Source organism: Baaleninema simplex PCC 7105 (assembly GCF_000332355.1).
Classification (GTDB): domain Bacteria; phylum Cyanobacteriota; class Cyanobacteriia; order Cyanobacteriales; family Geitlerinemataceae; genus Baaleninema; species Baaleninema simplex.
The window spans coordinates 289260-309732 of sequence record NZ_KB235959.1; the positions used below are offsets into that span (position 1 = coordinate 289260).

General features: G+C 52.0%; 14 protein-coding genes. 4 read left to right on the forward strand and 10 right to left on the reverse strand.

All coding sequences use genetic code 11. From position 1 onward, the window contains the following. Positions 1 to 262: 262 nt before the first annotated feature. The 6 genes from GEI7105_RS0121170 to GEI7105_RS0121195 form a co-directional block, all read right to left on the reverse strand. Positions 263 to 1849 (reverse strand): CapA family protein, encoded by a 1587-nt coding sequence (locus GEI7105_RS0121170; RefSeq protein ID WP_017662414.1) that lies wholly within the window; start codon positions 1847 to 1849, stop codon positions 263 to 265. Positions 1850 to 1981: 132 nt separating this feature from the next. After that, positions 1982 to 2581 carry a DUF4126 domain-containing protein gene (locus GEI7105_RS31735; RefSeq protein ID WP_035493750.1) on the reverse strand — a complete coding sequence of 200 codons (600 nt, stop codon included), beginning with the start codon at positions 2579 to 2581 and terminating at the stop codon, positions 1982 to 1984. Positions 2582 to 2831: 250 nt separating this feature from the next. Beyond that, positions 2832 to 3659 (reverse strand): 4-hydroxy-tetrahydrodipicolinate reductase, encoded by an 828-nt coding sequence (gene dapB, locus GEI7105_RS0121180; protein ID WP_017662416.1) that lies wholly within the window; start codon positions 3657 to 3659, stop codon positions 2832 to 2834. 190 nt (positions 3660 to 3849) lie between these two features. After that, positions 3850 to 5334, reverse strand: coding sequence for an IS5 family transposase (locus GEI7105_RS0121185; protein WP_017661905.1), 1485 nt, complete (start codon positions 5332 to 5334; stop codon positions 3850 to 3852). 344 nt (positions 5335 to 5678) lie between these two features. Beyond that, complete coding sequence (locus GEI7105_RS0121190; RefSeq protein WP_017662417.1) at positions 5679 to 6236, reverse strand: late competence development ComFB family protein; 558 nt, start codon at positions 6234 to 6236, stop codon at positions 5679 to 5681. A gap of 212 nt (positions 6237 to 6448) precedes the next feature. Then, positions 6449 to 7342, reverse strand: a complete 894-nt coding sequence (locus tag GEI7105_RS0121195; RefSeq protein ID WP_017662418.1) for a M23 family metallopeptidase — start codon at positions 7340 to 7342, stop codon at positions 6449 to 6451. Positions 7343 to 7422: 80 nt separating this feature from the next. Between GEI7105_RS0121195 and GEI7105_RS31740 the strand changes: the two genes are divergently transcribed. After that, positions 7423 to 9708 (forward strand): cation:proton antiporter domain-containing protein, encoded by a 2286-nt coding sequence (locus GEI7105_RS31740; protein ID WP_017662419.1) that lies wholly within the window; start codon positions 7423 to 7425, stop codon positions 9706 to 9708. 101 nt (positions 9709 to 9809) lie between these two features. Here the strand turns inward: GEI7105_RS31740 and GEI7105_RS0121205 are convergent, their stop codons facing one another. Together GEI7105_RS0121205 and GEI7105_RS0121210 are read right to left on the reverse strand one after the other, a co-directional pair. Beyond that, positions 9810 to 10517 (reverse strand): hypothetical protein, encoded by a 708-nt coding sequence (locus tag GEI7105_RS0121205; protein WP_017662420.1) that lies wholly within the window; start codon positions 10515 to 10517, stop codon positions 9810 to 9812. 12 nt (positions 10518 to 10529) lie between these two features. Beyond that, positions 10530 to 11417, reverse strand: a complete 888-nt coding sequence (locus GEI7105_RS0121210; protein ID WP_017662421.1) for a right-handed parallel beta-helix repeat-containing protein — start codon at positions 11415 to 11417, stop codon at positions 10530 to 10532. A gap of 77 nt (positions 11418 to 11494) precedes the next feature. On the opposite strand from GEI7105_RS0121210, the gene GEI7105_RS0121215 reads away from it, so the two are divergent. After that, entirely contained in the window at positions 11495 to 12478 is a 984-nt protein-coding gene (locus GEI7105_RS0121215) for a succinate dehydrogenase/fumarate reductase iron-sulfur subunit (RefSeq protein ID WP_017662422.1), read from the forward strand. A gap of 574 nt (positions 12479 to 13052) precedes the next feature. Here GEI7105_RS0121215 and GEI7105_RS0121220 read toward each other — a convergent pair. Together GEI7105_RS0121220 and GEI7105_RS31745 are read right to left on the reverse strand one after the other, a co-directional pair. After that, entirely contained in the window at positions 13053 to 13757 is a 705-nt protein-coding gene (locus tag GEI7105_RS0121220) for a Uma2 family endonuclease (protein ID WP_017662423.1), read from the reverse strand. Positions 13758 to 13801: 44 nt separating this feature from the next. After that, positions 13802 to 17221 carry a sister chromatid cohesion protein PDS5 gene (locus GEI7105_RS31745; RefSeq protein WP_017662424.1) on the reverse strand — a complete coding sequence of 1140 codons (3420 nt, stop codon included), beginning with the start codon at positions 17219 to 17221 and terminating at the stop codon, positions 13802 to 13804. 214 nt (positions 17222 to 17435) lie between these two features. Here GEI7105_RS31745 and GEI7105_RS0121230 point away from each other — a divergent pair, with 214 nt between their 5' ends. Together GEI7105_RS0121230 and GEI7105_RS0121235 are read left to right on the forward strand one after the other, a co-directional pair. Then, complete coding sequence (locus tag GEI7105_RS0121230) at positions 17436 to 17840, forward strand: VOC family protein (RefSeq protein ID WP_017662425.1); 405 nt, start codon at positions 17436 to 17438, stop codon at positions 17838 to 17840. 348 nt (positions 17841 to 18188) lie between these two features. Next, a complete protein-coding gene (locus tag GEI7105_RS0121235; protein WP_017662426.1) occupies positions 18189 to 20249 on the forward strand; it encodes an amylo-alpha-1,6-glucosidase in 2061 nt (686 codons plus the stop codon). The last annotated feature ends 224 nt before the right edge of the window (positions 20250 to 20473 follow it).

Genomic DNA, 20473 nt, shown 5'->3' on the forward strand with positions numbered 1-20473 from the left:
TGGCCGCAAACGCCACCCTCTTTTTTGGGACTCCTCTATTCTCTCAAACAATTGTCCCGTCTGGCTTCCGTCTACCTTGTCACCCTCTCAGCCTCTGAATACATCTCATCGACTTTTTTAGTATTAAAGTAATCTCCAGGGTAGATAATTCTCATTGAATGGTGCGATTTTGAAGAAAAAAGATTTTAGATCGTCATTCAATTCCTCGATCGCTTTACATTGAGCCAATAAAAAATCAACGCAAAATCTCAACTCACTAAAATCACTGAATTAAAATTTCTCCACTTTCGCTAATTGTAATAGGTGTATTGGGAAAGTCCGATCGCGTCAAATCTCGAATTAAACCGACGGAGCGAAAATAATTGTCGATTCGAGGAATGCCATCGCTGCCTAAATGAACGGGGATAATTTTCCCAGAAACTAAATCCCCATCGAGGTTGACTTTCACTTCTAAAATTAACGAATACGCTAACTGCGCGTCCGTCGAAAGCGTTTCGTAGCCAACGAAATTTCCGAGAGAATAGGCGATGAGCTTGTTTTGATAAAGTTCGATCGCTCGGGGAACGTGAGGGCCGTGACCGAGAACGAGATCGGCTCCCGCATCGATAACTGTTCTCGAAAATCGGACGATATTGCCGCGATTTTCACCAAAAAACGATTCCTGGCGATCGCTGACGTGCATCGCTCCGGTTCCTTCGGCTCCCGCGTGGATGGAAACCACGACGATCTCGGCATTTTGACTTGCTTCGGCGACCAGTTGTTTCGCACCGTCGTAGTCGAGAATGGAGTTGTGATAGTCGTAGGTACTGAAGCCGATAAAAGCGATGGGGATGGTGTTCGCTTGGGTGTAGAGAATTCGATCTTTTTCGCCGACCGTTTGAATCCCGACGTTATTAAAATGTCGAATCGTGTCGGCTAACCCCGGTTCGCCAAAGTCCATCGAGTGGTTGTTGGCGACGTTGAGAACGTCGAATCCGACCTGTTGAAATAAGGACGCGTAACTCGGCGGTGCGCGAAAGGCAAAAACTGCGCCGCGACTGATATCTTTGGCACTGTAGGGATAGTCGGTGAGGACACTCTCGAAATTGCCAAAGGTGAGATCGGCACTTGCGAGATAAGCGGCGACGTTGCTAAAGAAAATATCGGGATTGGCGGGAAGTTTGTGATACGGAAAGTTCGTTCCGGGGACAATATCGCCGACGGCTTTTATCGTAATTGTGGCGGGGTAGGGATCGGGGATTTCAACGGGTGGCGGAAGCGAGTCGGCGAGGTTAGTTTCGGCGAGGCGATCGAGCGATCGAGGTGTCGTCAGTTCGCCAACGGTGCGATCGAAACCTTGGCTGGCTTGGGCGAACGGCTGTTGTAGACTCGTGGGTAACAGGTTGCGTTCGAGCAGTCCCCAAGCTCCGCCGAGACTGAAACCAAACATCCCTAACGCTAACACTAACCGAGGCGATCGCCCTCGAGAGCGGGGAGTTTGATGAGGTAGACTGCGACGCGAAGTCGCTTTCGATGGAGAAACGCCAACAGGCTGGGACGAAGCCGCCGTACCCGTTGCGACGAGTCCGAATTTCTGCACCCAAGTCGGCGTTGTTTCGCCGGTTTTACGACCGTACACGATCGCCGCACGGACGCCGGAAATCTCAACACGACGCAATTCTCGTTTGAGTAAGGGAACGCAAGCTTTCGCGTCTGGGATGGAGTTCGATTCGAGGAGAACTTGCAACCATCCTTGCTGAGTACGAACGCGGACGTTGAGATGTTGCGCTTGGAGAACGCGGCCGACGAGAGCGGCGATCTCCTGAGAATCGCCTCGTCGCGCTAAAGTCAGTAACGGTTGAACTCCCACGAGTGTTGACCCCTCACACCACAATTTCGATAAAGTTCGAGAATGTCGATCGCCCTCGACCGCCGTTTTATCCCATCACCTTACCATTGCACTCGGGAATTCAGAGGAGTTCCCTAGGGCGAGAAATTTCAGTTAACCGAGAGTTTCGTTGTCTGTCCACCGTTCGAGGGCTTTGCGGCGGCGTTGGCGTCGATCGCCGTGATAGGAAACGTACCACGTTGAGGAGCTGCGAATTGCCAGCCACAGCAACAACAGAGCGATGAGTCCCCCTTGTTTCGGTGCGTCGAAGGCGAGCAACACGAGAATCCCACACAGCGCGTCTTGTAATAAAATCGCCCACATGGGGAGTCCTCGCAGGCGGAAAAACCAACCGACTTGGACGAGTTGCAACACCAGAGCCAGCAATCCTCCAACAATACCGATCAATCCCACCAGTAACGCTTCAACCTCCGCCAGTTGTGCCACGGCCATACCGACGATCGCACCGGCGACGGGACTGAAGACGAGCTGCACGATCTGTAAAATCCGCTGTCCGAGTAGCTTTTTCGAGGCGAACAGCTCGAACAACGACCAACTGACGAGAACGCCGACGACGACTTGCGGGGAAAATTTCGATAAAATCGGCACGTCCGCCCACAGATTCGTTTTGATCAAACCGATCAACAGCAAGGGAAGGCCGATACGGAGACCGGCGGCAGCGGATGCAGACAAGGCTGCGAGAATTTCAATCATGTCGGTAACATCTGCGGGCGATCGCTTCGATATTTTTATTCTTCCGAGAGTCAACGGAAAAATCCCGATATTCGCTAAAGTCTCGCGAATATCGCTCGAAGCACGAACAGCCAAAAAGACTGACTTCTCTATCTAGTGTACGAATCTCGATCGCAAATAGTCGCAGAGGGAATATCTGCGACTGACAACTCTCGTTGAGGTACGGGTCGCGACTGAGGCGAACCCGTGGCGTTCGATCGCCCTCGACGTTCTATAAAATCTTCTCCAAGCCGTAAACGAGAGATTTCAGTTCGGTGACTTTACGGATGGCGAGCAAAACGCCAGGCATATAGCACGCGCGATCGGTGGTATCGTGACGCAGGGTATAGATTTGTCCCGGTGCGCCGAAAATAATTTCTTGGTGAGCGATGAGACCCGGCAGGCGTACGCTGTGGATGCGGATGTTTTCTGAGCCAGTGCTACCTCGCGCTCCGGCGAGTTTTTCTTCCTCGTTAACGATCGGTTGATTGTAGGTTTTGCCGAGTTCGCCGAGCATTTGGGCGGTTTTGATGGCGGTTCCGCTGGGTGCGTCAGCTTTTTGGTTGTGGTGCAGTTCGATAATTTCGACGTGATCGAAGTATTTCGAGGCTTGAATCGCCGCTTGCTGCATGAGGACGACGCCGATGGAGAAGTTGGGGACGACGAGACATCCCGTACTGGCTTTTTCGGCGAATTCCGTGAGATCTTGCAGTTGTTCGGGACTCAATCCCGTGGTGCCGACGACGGGACGCACGCCGTAGGCGATCGCCGCTCTGACGTTATCGTAGACGCCCGAAGGGTGGGTAAAATCGACCATGACGCCCTGTTGCTGCTCTTGGGTGGCCATGACGAGGGTACTTTGCAAGTCAGTTAAAACGGGGACTTCGAGAGGTCCGCATCCGGCCACTTCTCCGATATCCCGACCGGCGACTTCGGGGTTGGTATCGATCGCCCCGAGAAGCATCATATCGTCGGCTTGTGCCACGGCTTTCACGACTTCGCGCCCCATTTTTCCGGCAGCACCGTTAATCACGACAGGGATGGGAGATTGACTGGCCATAACCTCAGCTCGATCGCAGTTTATACAAGTTTCTAGAATACCAGGCATTTCGATGGAAAATCTCGCGGTCGATCGCTGTCGGAGTTCCGATCGCGGACGTGACCATAAAACCCAGTAGTGCTGTACTCTAGGGTTTGCTGAAAAAGTTATCAAAAGCTGGGGGTGGAAAATGAACAAGAAGCCGTCTTGCTCAAGGTATAAATCTGAATTGACTTAACTCGTCCACTTTATAAGTTACAATAATATTTCTCGACAAAATTATGAAGTTTGGGAAAAATTGACACAAAAAAAGACAGTAAAACTGCCGGCTCAGCTTCACCAGGTTCATCACTAAAAAGGTCAGAGCGATGGAGGTTTCCGAAGTATTAGGCAGTTTAGCCATAACACGACTTAAGCTGAATCTTCTTTTGGCTTGTCCAAATTTCCCCTCGATTGCATTACGAATGCGCTCATCTTCCTGGGCTTGTTTTTTGGCTTCTCGGCTGAGGTTTTTAGGAGGTCTTCCTAAAGGCGGTCCGCTGAGACGAATTCCTCTTTCTTTACACCAAGCTCGATTAGCTCGGGTTCGATAAATTCGATCGGCGTGAACCGATGAGGGGTAAACTCCCGTATAGTCTTTGTAAGCTTCGACTTGCGAGATTAAATCTCCACTTTCATTATAATTATCCCAACTAATTTTTTCGAGAAATACATATCCTTCTACACAACTGACTGATAACTTAGCCCCGAATTCCGTAGGACTTGCTGCCTTGCCTCTGACGATTGGACGGAGATGAGGTTGTGTTAAACTGACGATGCGATTTTCGATTTTATTTTTATGATTTGACCACATCCACTGCTGTTGACGGGTAATTTCACTGGAGACTAATAAATTCCTGTATTGCCTTCGGCTTAAGCATTCTAGGCTCGCTCCTTTCTCAATTAATTTCTCAATGTTTCGGAAGTTTCGTTGAAGATATTGGAGTTGTTTTTTGACAGCATTTCTTCTTTCTTTGCGAGAGGGTCTCCTCTTTTTGGCAAATTTGAGATACTCTTTTCGGGCGAGTTTTCGGTGGGTTCTAGGTTTTTTAGACAGTTGGCCCTTCAGGGATTTATATAAAATGTCTAGGATGAGTTCGGTGGTTTTCCTCGCTTGATTTAACAGTTCGACATCGGTGGGGTATTTGATATCGGCAGGTGCGACGGTCGCATCGATTAAGAGTTTCCCTCTATTTTCTTTTCTTCTTTCGACTCCTTCTGACTTTTTTGTGCTAGATTCCTCCCGTTGAAATCCTCGAGCTTGTCGGACAATTCTTCGATTTATTTTTTGAAGTAGAGAGCGACCAATCCTTTGCCGAAAATGAACCATCATTGAAGGATCGAAAGGCGCTTCGTTTCGATAACTCTTTTCCCCGATAAAATACTGTAGGTAAGGGTTTTCTTTAATTTGTTCGACAGTTTCTCGGTCGCTTATTCCCAATTTTTCTTTAATAATTAAGGCTCCCAGTGCCATCCGAAACGGTTTCGCTGGCGCTCCCATTTCCTCAGAAAAATTCTGGGCATATTCTTCCTCAAATTCTGCCCAGGGAATGAGGTTCGCCAAAATTACCCAACGATTTTCTTCACACAACTTGCCTTCAAAAGGAAGTTCAAAGGCTTCTTCGGGCGCGTCAGGATTTTGTGATTTTCGATACATTTTTTCTTGCCGGATGCACGGGAATTTCCAATTTTACCTCTTTTTCGGGTTCTCGAAGCCACGTCAAGACTCCTCTAAGCCTTACGTCGTAAGCTTTTCACTTCTTTTCAGCAAGCCCTACTCTAATGATGCTGGTCAGTCAAAATCCTTCCATGGTAAGGATTCAAGAATCTAAGTCGCATTACTTTTCGTCTCTACCGTCAAACTTAAAACGAACGAATTCCCATCGACAAGACCCCCAGCATTCTTAAAATACCGGGGGTCTTGTGTAGGGCAATCGTGGGGCGATCGCCCACTCATCTGCACGATCGATAACTAGGAATCGGAGAAAAATGCAGAGAATACTAAGATTCGTTCGCTTTATCTTCGGCTGCCTCGATATTTTGAGCGTAAGCTTCTAACAACGTACTCACTTGCGAGAGAACCTCTCTAGGATCGGTTTTGCCGAGGAGTTGTCGCTCTGGGAAGAAGTCTGGATGCGCCAAGTTTTGCTGAATCGCGTCGCTGACTTGTTTGGCAATTAAATCTAACAGTTGTTCTCTAGCGCGGGCCCGTTGGAAATTCGCCCCTTCCTCCGTCGTAGCGTAAAGAGGCGGGAGTCGGTTGAGGGCGTAGGCGGCGATATCTCCCACATCGAGCGTCCTATCTGTCGTGGCTTCGATTTCGGCCACCTTGGCGATCGTTTCCGAGAGAACCAACTCTTCCATCACGTTGATAAACTGCTTGCGAGGCAGTACCACCACGTCCCCGGTTAACAAGGCTCCCATCAAGCGATCGAGCGCCATGTACTCCTCGATCGACAGTTCGGAGGCCGTGTTACAGATTCGTCCCACCTCCGCTTCCATGACGGGCGTGAGATAACCATCTGCCAGCGCCTGTTCGACAATTTTGACAATACTCATAGCCTGTTCGTTGTGGATTACATCGATGTTGACGTCTCCGGCTCAGTCGGTAGATGGGTGCGACGCGGGAGATCGCAAAAAGACATTCCGGGTGGGTGAGAAACTCTGAAATTATACTGCGTTCGTCAGCGCGATCGAAACGGCGTTTCGTCGTATAACGGTGAGGTTTTGACTTCCGAGCGCAACTTCAGGTTTCGATTTCCCTCGAGCGACTACTTCAGCCCCAACCGTTGCCAAGGATAAGGATCGACCGATTCGCCGCGAACGTAAAGCCCCCAATGCAAGTGCGGCCCGGTCGAAATCCCCGTCGAACCCACTCCCCCGATGGTCTGGCCGGCTTCTACCATTTGTCCTTCTCGAACGTCAATTCGACTCAAGTGCAGATAAATTGTCGTAACCCCCTGACCGTGATCGATGCCCACGGTGTTTCCGTGTAACTCGAATCCTTGCTCGACGCGGCCGACGAGGGCGACTCGTCCGCTGGCTGCGGCTCTGACTGGCGCTCCCGTGGCGGCGGCGTAATCGATACCGCGATGGTAGTAATCCCCCGCCCACTCTCCGTTGTAGTAGCGGCGCACGCCGTACACCGTCGTCACCGGCCCGTCGCTCGGATGCAGAAACGGCCCGGTCCAAAAGCGATCGGGCGTGACGAGTTGTTTGAACGCATCGACGCGATCGAACTCGTAATCCGTTCCTACAATCGCGTTAGTTTCGGCAGAAAGCCAAATTTCTTGAATCGGAAAATCGCGATCGCCCACGTTCACCGACACCGTTTCCACCGTTCCGTCGCCGCTGACTTGCAACCGACGCATCCCCGGACGTTCCAACGGTGTCGTCGGTAAAAACGCCCGATAGCGGTTCGTTCCCACCGCAAAGGTTTCGTACCGCCGTCCGCCCGTCGTAACTGTCGGTGCAGTCCCGTCGGAACCGTCGGTTTCCACCAACACTGACAACGTATCGCCCAAGCGGGGATTGTCGGGAACGACGCGCACCTCCAACGCTGCCGCAGGAGAGGTCAGCGAAGCTAGCGCTACCGTCGCCCCTGTCACTACCGAAGCGAAAAATCCGCAGGGAGGGTAAAAACTGAAGGTTCGATCGCAGGTCATGATTAACGTCTTCGCCTACCGCCAAAACTAGCTATCCTGATTCTGAAAGCTTAACACTTTTCCTTTTTCTCCTTTCGCCCGTGCAAGAAGACTTCCGCCTGATTTTAGATTTAGTTACCGTCCTAGCTGCGGCCGCCGCTGGCGGTTTGCTGGCGTCCCTGTTGCGCCAACCGGTTCTGTTGGGATATCTCCTCGGCGGTGTCGCCATCGGTCCGGCTGGCTTGGGTTGGATTAAAGAACTCGTCCAGGTCGAAACCCTCGCCCAGTTTGGCGTGGCGTTTTTGCTGTTTGCCTTGGGCGTAGAATTTTCCCTGACCGAACTGCAAAAAGTCCGAGGTATCGCCCTCGGTGGCGGTGCGTTGCAAATTTTCCTAACCATCGCCGTCGCGACGGCGATCCTTCCCCTCGTCGGTTGGGCGGACGATCCCGTCCAAGGCATCTTTTTAGGGGCGACCCTCTCCTTATCTTCTACAGCGGTCGTCCTCAAAACCCTGATGGAGCGCAACCAAGCCGAAACTCCCCACGGTCAAGTGATGTTGGGAATTCTCGTCGTGCAAGATTTAGCCCTAGGGCTGATGCTGGCGGTACTTCCGGCGTTGAACGCGTCCCCCGAAGAGTTGGGACTGACGGTCGGTTGGGCGTTGCTGAAAATTCTCGCGTTCGGTCTGGCGGCGGTGGCGGCGGCGCGATGGGCGATTCCGCCGCTGTTGCGGTTTTTGGCGCGGCGAGAGAGCGACGAACTGTTTTTGTTAGGAGTCGTCGCGTTGTGTTTGGGCATCGCTATTTTGACCGATCGCCTGGGATTTTCCATCGAAATGGGGGCGTTCGTAGCGGGATTGACCATTTCTGAAGTCGAATACGCCGACCAAACCTTAACCTACGTCGAACCGCTGCGAGATGTGTTTGCGGCTCTATTTTTCGTGGCGGTGGGAACCCTCATCGACCCGCTGTTTCTTTGGGAACATCTCGATTCGATTTTGGGCTTCGTGGCCTTGGCGGTACTGGGAAAATCCCTCATTGTGATTCCGGTGGTGCGTCTGTTCGGTTACGACCTGAAAACCTCGATTTTGGTGGGGTTGGGCTTGGCGCAGATCGGAGAGTTTTCGTTCGTTTTGGCCAGTAAGGGGCAAACGATGGGGTTGGTGTCCGAGTCGGTGTACTTGTCCATTGCGGGAACGACTGCTCTGACGCTGGTGCTGACGCCGTTTATTTTGCAGGGCGTTCCGCTGCTGTTGAACTGGATGGAATCGCAACCGGCTCTTCAGCCCTATTTTGAGGGAACGTCAACGCCGCATATCGAACCGGAAGATAGCGTTCTCGAGGGTCACGTGGTGGTGTGTGGATACGGTAACGTGGGGCGAAATTTGGTGGGGCGATTGCGAGAAACTCCCAACTGTCCGGTTTTGGCGATCGATCGCTCGGAAGCGGCGATCGCGCAAGCTAGAACTGACGGAATCGCCTATTTATATGGAAACGCGTCGAGTTTGCGGGTGTTGGACGCGGCGGAACTCGATCGCGCCCGGACGATGGCGATCGCGCTTCCCGATGCCATGAGTACGCGGCTGTGTTTGAAGCGGGCGTTGGAACTCGCCCCAGACCTCGATATTGTGGTGCAGGCGAACCAGGTACGAGATATCGAACTGCTGTATCAACTGGGGGCGAAAGAGGTGGTACAGCCGGAGTTCGAGGGCAGTTTGGAACTGTTATCGCACCTGCTGGCGGCGTTGGGACTCTCGCCGTTTCGCATTCAACGGGAAGTCGAACAGATTCGCAACAGTCACTATTTGGAATTGCGTCCGCAACGGGAACCCGATCGCGTGGCGCGGGAGTTGCAGGTGGCGGCGCAGGAGTTGAACAGTCGCTGGTTGTCGTTACCGACGGGATCGCCGCTGGCGGGAATGACGCTGGAACAGACAAACCTGCGACAGCTTACAGGGGTCACGCTGATGGCGATTCAGCGGCAAGATGGGGAGGAAATCGACTATCCCGACGCGACGATGGCGTTGTTGCCCAAGGATCGTTTGTTGGTGGTGGGAGACGATGGGGAGTTGGCGGCGTTTCAGCAGTTGGCGACGGGTGAGGTGGCGGTTCCCGACAACCGCCCCGCCTGTTTGTGGTTGGAAGTCCCCGAACATAGTCTTGCGGTCGATCGCACGTTGGCGGAGTTGGATTGGCGTCGTCGGTTTCGGGTACAGGTGCGATCGATTCGACGAGAAGGGCGGTTCGTTCGGTTTCCTCACGGGGAAACGCACGTGCGATCGGGCGATCGCCTGTTGTTGTGTGGAAAAAAAGAGCAGATCGATCGCCTGCGTGAGTGGACGATGTCCGCCGAGTCGGTAGAGGAAGAAATCGTTTCGGAAAGTTGAGATGTCTATAAAGATCCCCGGAATCTTGAAGATTCCGGGGATCTGGCGGATCGGGTGCGAGTCGAACGTTGAAAGTTGACAATCTTTGAAAATCGGCAATTTTACAGTCCGAGTAAGTTACCGATCGCGTGCAGTACGCTTTGGTAAAAGTTTCCTTCAAGTTGTCGAAACAGTTGAAACGGTTCCCCAGGAGCGCCGAAAAACGGACGCAACGTCCAACCGAGTTGGCTGCCGACAAAGGCAAACAAAAACAACCAGGCTTGCAAGAGATTCTTGCGGTTTTTATGACCGTCTACGTCGTCTTGATGGGACATCATTTGCATCCCTTGGTAGAGGAAGAAAACGCCGACAAATCCCGTCAAGCCGAAGATGGCAACGTTCAACAGAATGAAGAAACTATAGTCGGGAGCGGTGATGAGAAAAAACAGGGTGACTGGGGCAAAACTAAAGAGTAAAATACTGATGGAGGCAATGGCGGCGCTGAGGACGGCGAGGTGTTGGGTAATACTTTTTCGGGAGCCAAAAAGCACGTTAAAAAAGTAAAGTGTGGGAAAACAAACGATCGCCGTCATCAGGTATAATATCGGAACTTTTACGGCTGACGAAATGGTTTGCATCCAGGTGCTAAAAGAGCCGATAATCGCTCCATAAACCGCAAAAAAAATCGAACTGGAAAAGAGTAACGCCGTAATTTTATATTTGACTTGTTTGCCTTGGGCGATTTCTGCCATGAACCCTACGCGATCGCGCAGGAGGCTCATGAGTACGGAGAAGTAGCCTTCAACGGACTGGTGTTTTTGAATCGTCATGTTTGACCTCAGTTAGGGCATATCGACAAAGCTGTTGTTGACGAATTCGGTATTGTCAATTCGAGCGATCGCATCGGGATTTAACGCGAATTGGCTGACGGAGTTGTTCTCGAACTTGCAGCTTTCAATGGCGATGGCGTTTTCCAAGTTGGCATCGAACATCGCTGAATACTCATCGGAGACGGTATTATCGTTAAACTCACATCCGTTAAATTCAATTCCGGAAGAATCGGGAACGTAAATCAGAGTAAATTTTTGGTTGTAGGAAAACTCGCAATCGATAAATTGACTGTTAGTAACGGAGATTAACGAGGCGATACCATAGGTGCAATGACGGACGCTCGTGTTTCGGGCGATGAAGTTTTGTGTGTTTCGGCACATAAAACCGTAGGAACCGCTACCGAACAAGTTGCTGTTTTTAATTTCAACAGTGTTGCAACCGGCTAAACCCAAAACACCGCCGCTACAATATCCCGAATCGGGAAAATGTCCGAGTTCTAAGTTATCTAAAACGACGTTTTGGGCGTTAATCAAGCTGAGGACGGTGGCGTAACGAGGACGCACCAGCAACCGGGGCGATCGCTCTCCCAATCCGACGATTTTTAAGTTTTCAACCCCGTAAATATGGAATTGTTCGCCGTCGTGAACTGGCTCGAAATTGACGGCATCGCTGGCGTAGCTGCGATCGACGGTGGTTAAATCGTAACTGCCGGGATTGACGAAAATCGTGCGGTTAGACCCGATCGCTTCGATGAAGGCTTCGGCGGTACTCACGTAAATCTCAGGGGAATCGTCCGCCGCGATACTGCGCCGTTGCGTCGCCAACGCCAGCGAACCTACCGCCGCCGCACTCCAGCCTAAAAACCTCCGCCGACTCGTCAAGCGCTGAATTTGTCTCATCTGTGTCTCCTCACCCGGCAATGGCTGCCTAAAATAGTTACCAAACCCGATCGAACCCATTCCAGAAACTGCGCCCCATGCAAGTTGAATTTCACATCGTCCGACAAACACGCGATCGCGCCCCTCGCATCCAACGCTACACCCTGGACGTGGAACCGAGCGACACGATTCTAACCTGTCTCAATCGCATCAAGTGGGAACAAGACGGAAGCCTCGCTTTTCGTAAAAACTGCCGCAATACCATCTGTGGCAGTTGTTCGATGCGAATTAACGGACGTTCCGCCCTCGCCTGTAAAGAAAACGTCGCCAACGAACTCAAACGGGTGGAAACGACGAACGGGAATTCTCCGGCGATCGCGATCGCGCCGATGGGAAATATGCCCGTGATTAAAGATCTCGTGGTGGATATGAAGCGATTTTGGGACGATCTCGACGCGATCGATCCCTACGTGAGCAGCAACGCACGAAACATCCCCGAACGGGAGTTTCTGCAATCTCCCGAAGAACGGGAAAAGTTCGACAGTAGCGGCAACTGTATCCTTTGCGGGGCTTGTTATTCCGAATGTAACGCCTTGGAAGTGAACGAGGAATTCGTCGGCCCTCACGCCTTAGCCAAAGCCCAGCGGATGCTGTTCGACTCCCGCGACGATCGCACCGAGGAACGGTTGGAGAGTTACAACAACACGAGTTCCGGCGTGTGGGGCTGTACCCGCTGTTACTACTGTAATTCAGTTTGTCCGATGGAAGTCGCGCCCCTCGATCGCATCGGTGAAGTCAAGAGTAAAATTCTCGAAAAGAGCGATTCTCAAGCCAGTACCGCCGTGCGCCACCGTAAAGTTCTGATCGAGTTAGTGCGCGAGGGGGGTTGGATTGACGAACGCAAATTCGGCGTGCAAGTGGTGGGGAACTACTTCCGCGACATCAAAGGCTTGTTGAGTATTGCACCGTTGGGGTTGCGACTGCTCGTCTCCGGTAAACTTCCCCTAGGATTCGAGGCGTCGGAGGGAACCGAGGAAGTTCGCGGTATCGTCGATCGCGTCCGCGAGGAGATTCGGGGATGAAGACAGGGAACAGTCACCAGTCACCAGTCGCCAGTCACCAGTGAAGACAGGGAACAGGGAACAGGGAACGGGGAACGGTTAATAGTTTCTCCCCCTCTCCCCCTCTCCCCCTCTCCCCCTCCAAAAACCGATCCATTGACGCTCTCTCCCCAACCCTAGCGGGTATGGTCGGAGATTCCTGTTTCACTGGCTCATGCCTAGATAAACGAGCAAGCCCGAATACCCCCGGTCAGAACGCCTTCACAGGCTGTTTGTTTAACGTCCACGATGCGCCCCACCGCAGACATAAGCGAGAATCAAATTCTCTTGGCAACACCAACTGGCGATTTTGTGGTTTACCTCCACCACGGGTTTTTCGGGTGTTCCGAACCATACCCTTAGGATCTTAAAGACCGTTTCCGGTAAGGCAATTTTACCAGTTTGTTCGTTTCGGCGCTATCCCCTTCTCTCGCTATCGCATTGTTCGGGGATGCCCCGAACCTCCCCGCCGCTTCACCACCAACCAAGCCTATTGGCTATGGTTGGAGCACTGCGACGAATCTTGGTAGACGCGAAGAACGTCACCTTGTCAGGACTAAACTTCCGGTTCGATTCCTGCGGCGCGGAGTTGTGCGGCGAGACGTTCGGCGCGATCGCGTTCGCGTTGAGCCAGTTCGATCGACCACAGCAACAAGTTATCTTCCTCGTTCCACCAGCGCAACCAAAAACCGCTGCGACTTTCTCGGGTTCCTTCCCACACGCCGAGGCTCAATCCCATTTCTTCAATCCAGTGGCGTTCGGCGTCGTTGGCGGGTTGAAGTTGGTAGTTTCCCGCTGCGTCGAGGCGATAAAGTTCTAAGTTTCCTGTTTCGGGGTTGAAGATGGCGTAGTTGGGAACTTTCAGAACTTGTTCGTAGAAAAACCACTTTCCGGGGGGATAGGTGGGTTTGCTGGAATATTCCTTTCCGTCGGTGTCGGAGAGGAATTCCACCACGATAACGGGGATGTCTCCTTGGAGTTGCGGCGTGTAGCTGCGGGCGATGTCGGAACGGGGAACGCGGATGTTGGGGACGAACGCCCAATCGGGGGCTTTGATGACGAGTTTTCCGTTGACGGTGGCGCAGATGCCGTAGTTGCTTGGGGTGAGGGTGGTTTCGCTGAGTCGTCCCGCCACTTGTAGGCTGTCGGTGAGGGCGGCGGCGAGGGCGGGTTGGTTAATGTTGTCCACGGGATCGTCGGGGAGATCGTAGTCGTCGGGGAGGGGTTCCCAGGTGATTTGGAGTTCGGCGGTGGCAACCATAGGGTTTTGGGAGGTTTGGGGTTCTGTGTTCTACGGTATCAAACTCAACTGGACTCGACGACTAGCCCCCACAGAGCATCGATACCCGCTCCAACATGGGGATCTTCTCGATGGCGATCGAGCCATTCGACAACTCGAGGTAAAACGTTATCTGAATTTTGTCCCAGTTTACCCAACGCCGAGGCGGCCAAGGAACGAACCCATGGTGAATCCTCGTCCTTTAGACGCTCGACTAACATGGAAATCGCGGTCTCGCTGGCTCCTCTTAACTCACCTAACGCCCAGGCGGCTGAGGACCGAACTTCTGAAGCCTCGTCCTTTAGGCGCTCGACTAACGCCGAAATCGCAGTCTCGCTGGCTTCTCCCAACTCACCCAACGCCGAGGCGGCCGAGGAACGAACCTCTGAAGCCTCGTCCTTTAGGCGCTCGACTAACGCCAAAACCCCAGTCTCGCTGGCTCCTCCCAACCGACCCAACGCCCAGGCGGCCGAGGAACGAACCTCTGAAGCCTCGTCCTTTAGGCGCTCGACTAACGCCAAAACCCCAGTCTCGCTGGCTCCTCCCAACCGACCCAACGCCCAGGCTGCCAAGGAACGAACCCGTGAATCCTCGTCCTTTAGACGTTCGACTAACGCCGAAATCGCAGTCTCGCTGGCTTCTCCCAACTCACCCAACGCCCAGGCAGCCGAGGAACGAACCTCTGAATCCTCATCCTTTAGGCGCTCGACTAACGCTGAAATCGCAGTCTCGCTAGCTCCTCCCAACTCACCCAACGCCCAGGCGACCTCGGAACGAACCTCTGAATCCTCGTCTTTTAGGCGCTCGACTAACGCTGAAATCGCGGTCTCGCTAGCTCCTCCCAACTCACCCAACGCCCAGGCGACCTCGGAACGAACCCCTGAATCCTCGTCTTTTAGGCACTCGACTAACGCTGAAATCGCGGTCTGGCTGGCTCCTCCCAACTCACCCAACGCCAAGGTGGCCTGGAAACGAACCTCTGAATCCTCGTCCTTTAGGCACTCGACTAAAGCTGAAATCGCAGTCTCGCTGGCTTCTCCCAACTCACCCAACGCCCAGGCGACCTCGGAACGAACCCGTGAATCCTCATCCTTTAGGCACTCGACTAAAGCTGAAATCGCAGTCTCGCTGGCTTCTCCCAACCGAACCAACGCCGAGGTGGCCTTGGAACGAACCCGCGAATCCTCGTCCTTTAGGCACTCGACTAACGCCGACATCACCGCATCTCGTTCGCCTAACCTAGCGCGATAGCGAAGGAGTCGATCTTCGCCAATTGCATCGCCTTTATCTTTTAGCAACGTCAATGCCAATTGCTCGAAGGCTGTTTCGTTTAAACTTCGTAGGATTTTATAAACAGCGTGGCTAACATTTCCTCCAACTCGGTCGCTAACTTCTAATTCGACAATCCTTTCTAAAATGTCTTGACAGAGTTTTGGATTTTCCGATTGCAAGTCTTTCGGATCTTCCACCAAACAACTCCCAGCAAATAATAAATCCCGATGCAGCCATTCCTCATACTCACTGTTGCAGTCCAATACTGCTTCAATTGCCTTCGCTGCCTTTTTTTGCTTTTGCTGTGCGATGAGTAGCAACAAAACTTCTCGCCAGTGTGAATCGTGAAGATGATTTCGTATAGCATTGAGGACAATATCAAACTTTTCTTCATTGTCTGCCCGATAGTTAATATCTTCGGCTGTTAAATATTCTTGAAACGTTTTATGAACGAAGGCAAAACAATCCTGACCCTGTTCGTTTAACAATCCCGTTCGCTCGCGAATGTAGCTCAGAAACCGCTCTGCTTCTTGCTGAGCTTGATAAAGCTCGATTTGCTTCATCTGCTTAATTTCTCGTGCTAATTTCTCGATGAGCGTATCTCGATCGATCAACGTTCCTCCGTCATCGTCACCCGTATTTCCTTGAGTATGTACCCAATGCGCGATGACTTCCATCAACCGCCGCCAGTCGTCGCTATCGAGATATTTGAAACCCTCTTGTTTGAGCGATTTGTTAGAATCCCACGATTTCAGTAACGTTTTGACAGCGAGATCGTAAAGTTTGTGTCGCTGTTTCGGTAAATGGGCTTCATGCCGATGAATCAGTGCAATAATTGTCAAAAGCAGCGGGTTTCGAGCCAAGGACTTTATTCGATCGTTTTCGTTAAGTGCTTCTCGCAAACTCTCTTTACGTCGTTCTCTGTCATCAGAATCGCTAACTCGACTGTCGTACCACTTGTTAATGAATTCTTCTAGCTGTTCGTCGTTAAATGGTTGCAGCCAATAATGAGGAAAGGTTTCAGTTCGTAAAAAGTCTCGTTTGTAACCTGCGGGGCGAGATGTAACGATCGCAGGGTTTTTATGGTACTTTTCGAGAAAGTTCTCGATTCGTTGTACCACCTCATATCGCTTGGCTTCGTTCGCCACTTCATCTAAGCCGTCGAGTAAAATTAACGCTCGTCCCGTTTCTAGCCAATACTCAAAAAATCCCGTCGGAACTTCGCCTGCGTGTAAGGTTTTTTCTGTAAACTTTTTCGCGTAATCGATCGGGCTATTTTCTAAATTTCGCGCCCAATCTCGAATCCGAATTAAAATCGGTAACCAATCAGTTTTGTTATCGAGTCCGCCTGCTTCGCGATCGTCAATTGTTTCTTCAGAAACAGCAACACCAAAATAACTCAATAATGTGGTTTTTCCCGAACCTGGATCGCCCAGTACTACAACGCGCGTGGCTTTGCTTGGTTGAAAAATATGTTTTGCAGAAAACGTTTTTCCACTGCGATCGCGTCGTGCTAGTTGACGCTGTTCTTGCAACAGTGAGAATTGACGATTTTCAATTTCACTAACTTTTAAAAAATCTAAATCTGTTGCATCAGGACGATTCGAGACTTCCTCTCGAACGTCTGGCATGACAAAAATCTTTTCGAGTCTCGCTGATTTTTCAATTTCCATTCCAGCAAACTTAACATCGTCAAAGTGGCAAATAAATTGTTGGATATACTTCGTTTTATAAACCTGAAAGTGCAAAGCTGCCTGTGTGCTTTCAAAATATCCTTGGCTAAATTGTTCGAGCCATCCTCTTACCGTCTCGTTAACAAGCTTTATTTTTATATCTTCTGCGGAGTTTCGTAAAACCTCTTCTAACAAGTCTAAGTTGGGTTGACCGTTATTTTGAAGTGGCTTCGTGAGTTCTTCAGCCGTGACAGAGTTCTCTAAAAATTTAGAAAAACAAGCTTTTGCTTTTCCTCCATCGCAGTGGTAAAACAAATGACTTTGCAGAGGGCGATCCCCATCCCATTTTTCAGCCGTTTCTACGCCAGATTTTAAAGCCCTATCGAAATCGTTCGGCTTGACTTGCTTGCGAACGGTTTCCCCTAATCGCTTCCAAAGCGGCTCGCTGATTTTGCTGAAGGCGAAACCTGCCAGTTTGCCACCGAGAAATTCTACGACCATATCGTCAACCTTCAAGAGATATCGACTATTATCCCCTCATTTCAGAAGTTGATGCAACCCCTGCGAGATCGCGTTATCGGGTTTCGTCATGATTCGACGCCTGCTGCTCGTCGTTGTGCGGTGAGACGTTTGGCAACCTCGATCGCGCCACAGCCTCCCAACTCCCAGCTCGCTGATGTAAAATCAAATCAGTATTTGAAGATTGAGATTATAGATGAAACCGAACATTACAATTATTACACTGGGCGTCTCCGATCTCGATCGCGCGATCGCATTTTATCAAAATGGCTTGGGATTTCCTCTCCAAGAAAACTCAAACGAAAATATTGCTTTCTTCCAAGCACAAGGTACGACCCTCGCACTTTATCCTAGAGATAAACTCGCTGAAGATATCACCATTGAAGACACTGGCTCGGGATTTAGTGGATTTACCTTAGCCCATAATGTCAGTTCTCCAGAAGCCGTTGACGCAACGTTAAATGAAGCTGTCGAAGCGGGAGCTACATTAATCAAACCCGGTCAAAACGTCTTTTGGGGCGGCTATTCTGGTTACTTTGCCGATCCCGATGGCTTTTACTGGGAAGTTGCCTGGGATCCCTATCTTTCAGAAGATAGTTGACAGATTCAAGCGAAAAACGAACATTCCCCCAACTCGAAGGAGAACGCGATCGCCCTTCACGCTTGACGCTTCTCTCTTCCCTGTGATTCCTCCACCTCAGTAATGCAGAAAACTTTTCGAGATCGGGGATTGACAAAATACATAAAATCTGTTGAGACTCAAGCCAGATCCCCGGCATCTCCAAGATGCCGGGGATCTCCGGCACCAAGATGCCGATCTGGGATTTTGCGACCAACCCTTAAATACGGCGATATCTTTTCTAACAAGGGTTTCAAGACTTTTCTGCACCACTAAGGATTCCCCTCACCATGTCACAATCAAAAGACACCTAACCTCAGCGCAATCGGCATGGTCATTCACTTCGGGCGGGAAATCTGCGGCGAACTCGACACCGTTCAACAGCGAGAATGGCTCGTCACGAACGGCATCGGCGGCTATGCTTCGGGAACCGTCGCCGGATTGCTCACCCGACACTACCACGGTATCCTCATCGCGGCGATCGCACCTCCGGCCCAACGTCGGTTGATGGTGGCCAAACTCGACGAAACCGCCCAGTACAACGGTAAATCTTACTCCCTCTACACCAACCGCTGGGCGGACGGAACTATTGCCCCCCACGGCTACCGCAACATCGAAAGCTTTCGACTCGAAGGGACGACGCCGGTTTGGACGTTCGCTTGTGGGGAAGCCCTACTCGAAAAACGTATTTGGATGGAACGGGGCGAAAATACCACTTACGTTTGCTATACCCTCCATCGCGCCAGTCGATCGCTCGATTTGTCCGTCAAAGCCCTCGTCAACTACCGCAGTCACCACGGCAGCGTCGTGGGGGAAGACTGGCAAATCGAACCTTGCGATCGCGGACTCAAACTCATCGCCTCAGAAGACGCGCAACCCTTCTATCTCCTGTGCGATCGCGGGACGATGACCGAACGCTACAACTGGTATGCTGGCTTCGATCTCGCTCTCGAACAATACCGCCGTACCGGAGATTACGAAGATCACCTACACGCCGCCACCCTCAAAGTCGCCCTCGAACTCGGCGAATCCCTCACCGTCGTCGTCAGTACCGAAGCGAACCCCAGCCTCGACGGGAAAGCTGCCCTCACCCGACGCTACCGCTACGAACGTCAGTTACTCCAAGCCTGGCACGATACGCCGGGTTTGAAAACCGACGGTTCCCCCGGCTGGATTCAACAACTCGTCCTTTCTGCCGATGCCTTTCTCGTACGTCGTCCCCTCGAAGACGGCAGCTTGGGTACGACGGTTTTGGCAGGATATCCTTGGTTTGGGGATTGGGGACGCTGGACGCTGATGAGTTTGCCGGGGTTGACTCTGGCGACGGGACGCCCGGATGCGGCGAAATCGATTTTGTTAACTTACGCCCGCTTTTTCCAAAATGGGTTGTTGCCGAATTTCTTTCCCGACGAAGGCCGTTATTCGGGCGATCGCGCTCTGTCCGATTCGCCGTATTCCCCCGCGTACAATACGGTAGACGCGACGCTGTGGTACGTGGAGGCCGTTCGCTTGTATTTGGCAGCCACGGGCGATCGCGACTTTCTCGCGCAAATTTTTCCTCTTCTGGCAGAAGCGATCGCCTGCTATTGTCGGGGAACGGACTACGGCATTCAACTCGACCGTACTGACGGACTGATCGCTGAAGGCACGCCCGAGAGCCAACTGACTTGGATGGATGCCAAAATTGGGGAATGGGTGGTGACGCCTCGAGCGGGCAAACCGATCGAAGTGAACGCTCTGTGGTATAATGCCCTGCTGAGTATGGGACAGTTCGCCGCCGCCTTGGGTAAGCCGACATCTGAATACGAACAGTTGGCACAACAGGCGTACTGGGGATTTCAACGGTTTTGGAATCCGAGTACCGGTTACTGTTACGACGTTCTCGATACTCCCGATGGCGACGACGCGACGTTACGCCCCAATCAACTGTTGGCGGTGTCACTTCCGGTGAGTCCGCTGACGGGCGATCGCCAAAAAGCCCTCGTCGAAGCTTGCAGCCATCTGTTACTCACTTCTCACGGCTTGCGATCGCTTTCGCCAGACGATCCGAACTACCGCAATCGATACGGTGGAGACGCCGCCCAACGAGATCTCGCCTACCATCAAGGTACGGTTTGGGCGTGGTGGATGGGAGCCTTCGCGATCGCCCACCTGCGCGCGAACGGTGATGTCAACGAGGCGATGGCGTTCTTGTCTCCTTTCGCCCACCACCTCCAAACTGCGGGTGTCGGCTATGTCAGCGAAATCTTCGACGGCGACGCTCCCATGACGCCCCGAGGCTGTATTGCTTATGCGGGTAGCGTTGCCGAACTGTTACGGGCGTGGCTGGCGATCGCAAAATACACGGCGCCACAACAGCCGAAACCGGACGAAACACACCTGCCAACCTAAACCGATCGCCAGTCGAGGGGTTTCGCCCGAATGAATGCTCCCCCACCTGCGTCTCGCGAGGCGGAGGTGTCTTATTACAAGGCGTTAGCCCTTGCGACAGGCGGCATTCTCGCTGTGTTCTGGGAACTTTTACCCAGCAACACCCCCAAGTTGTTTCCACTATGGGGCTTTTGGTTAGTTTCTTTCGCCTAGAGTCCGACGTGTACGAACCGACTCAGAGGACT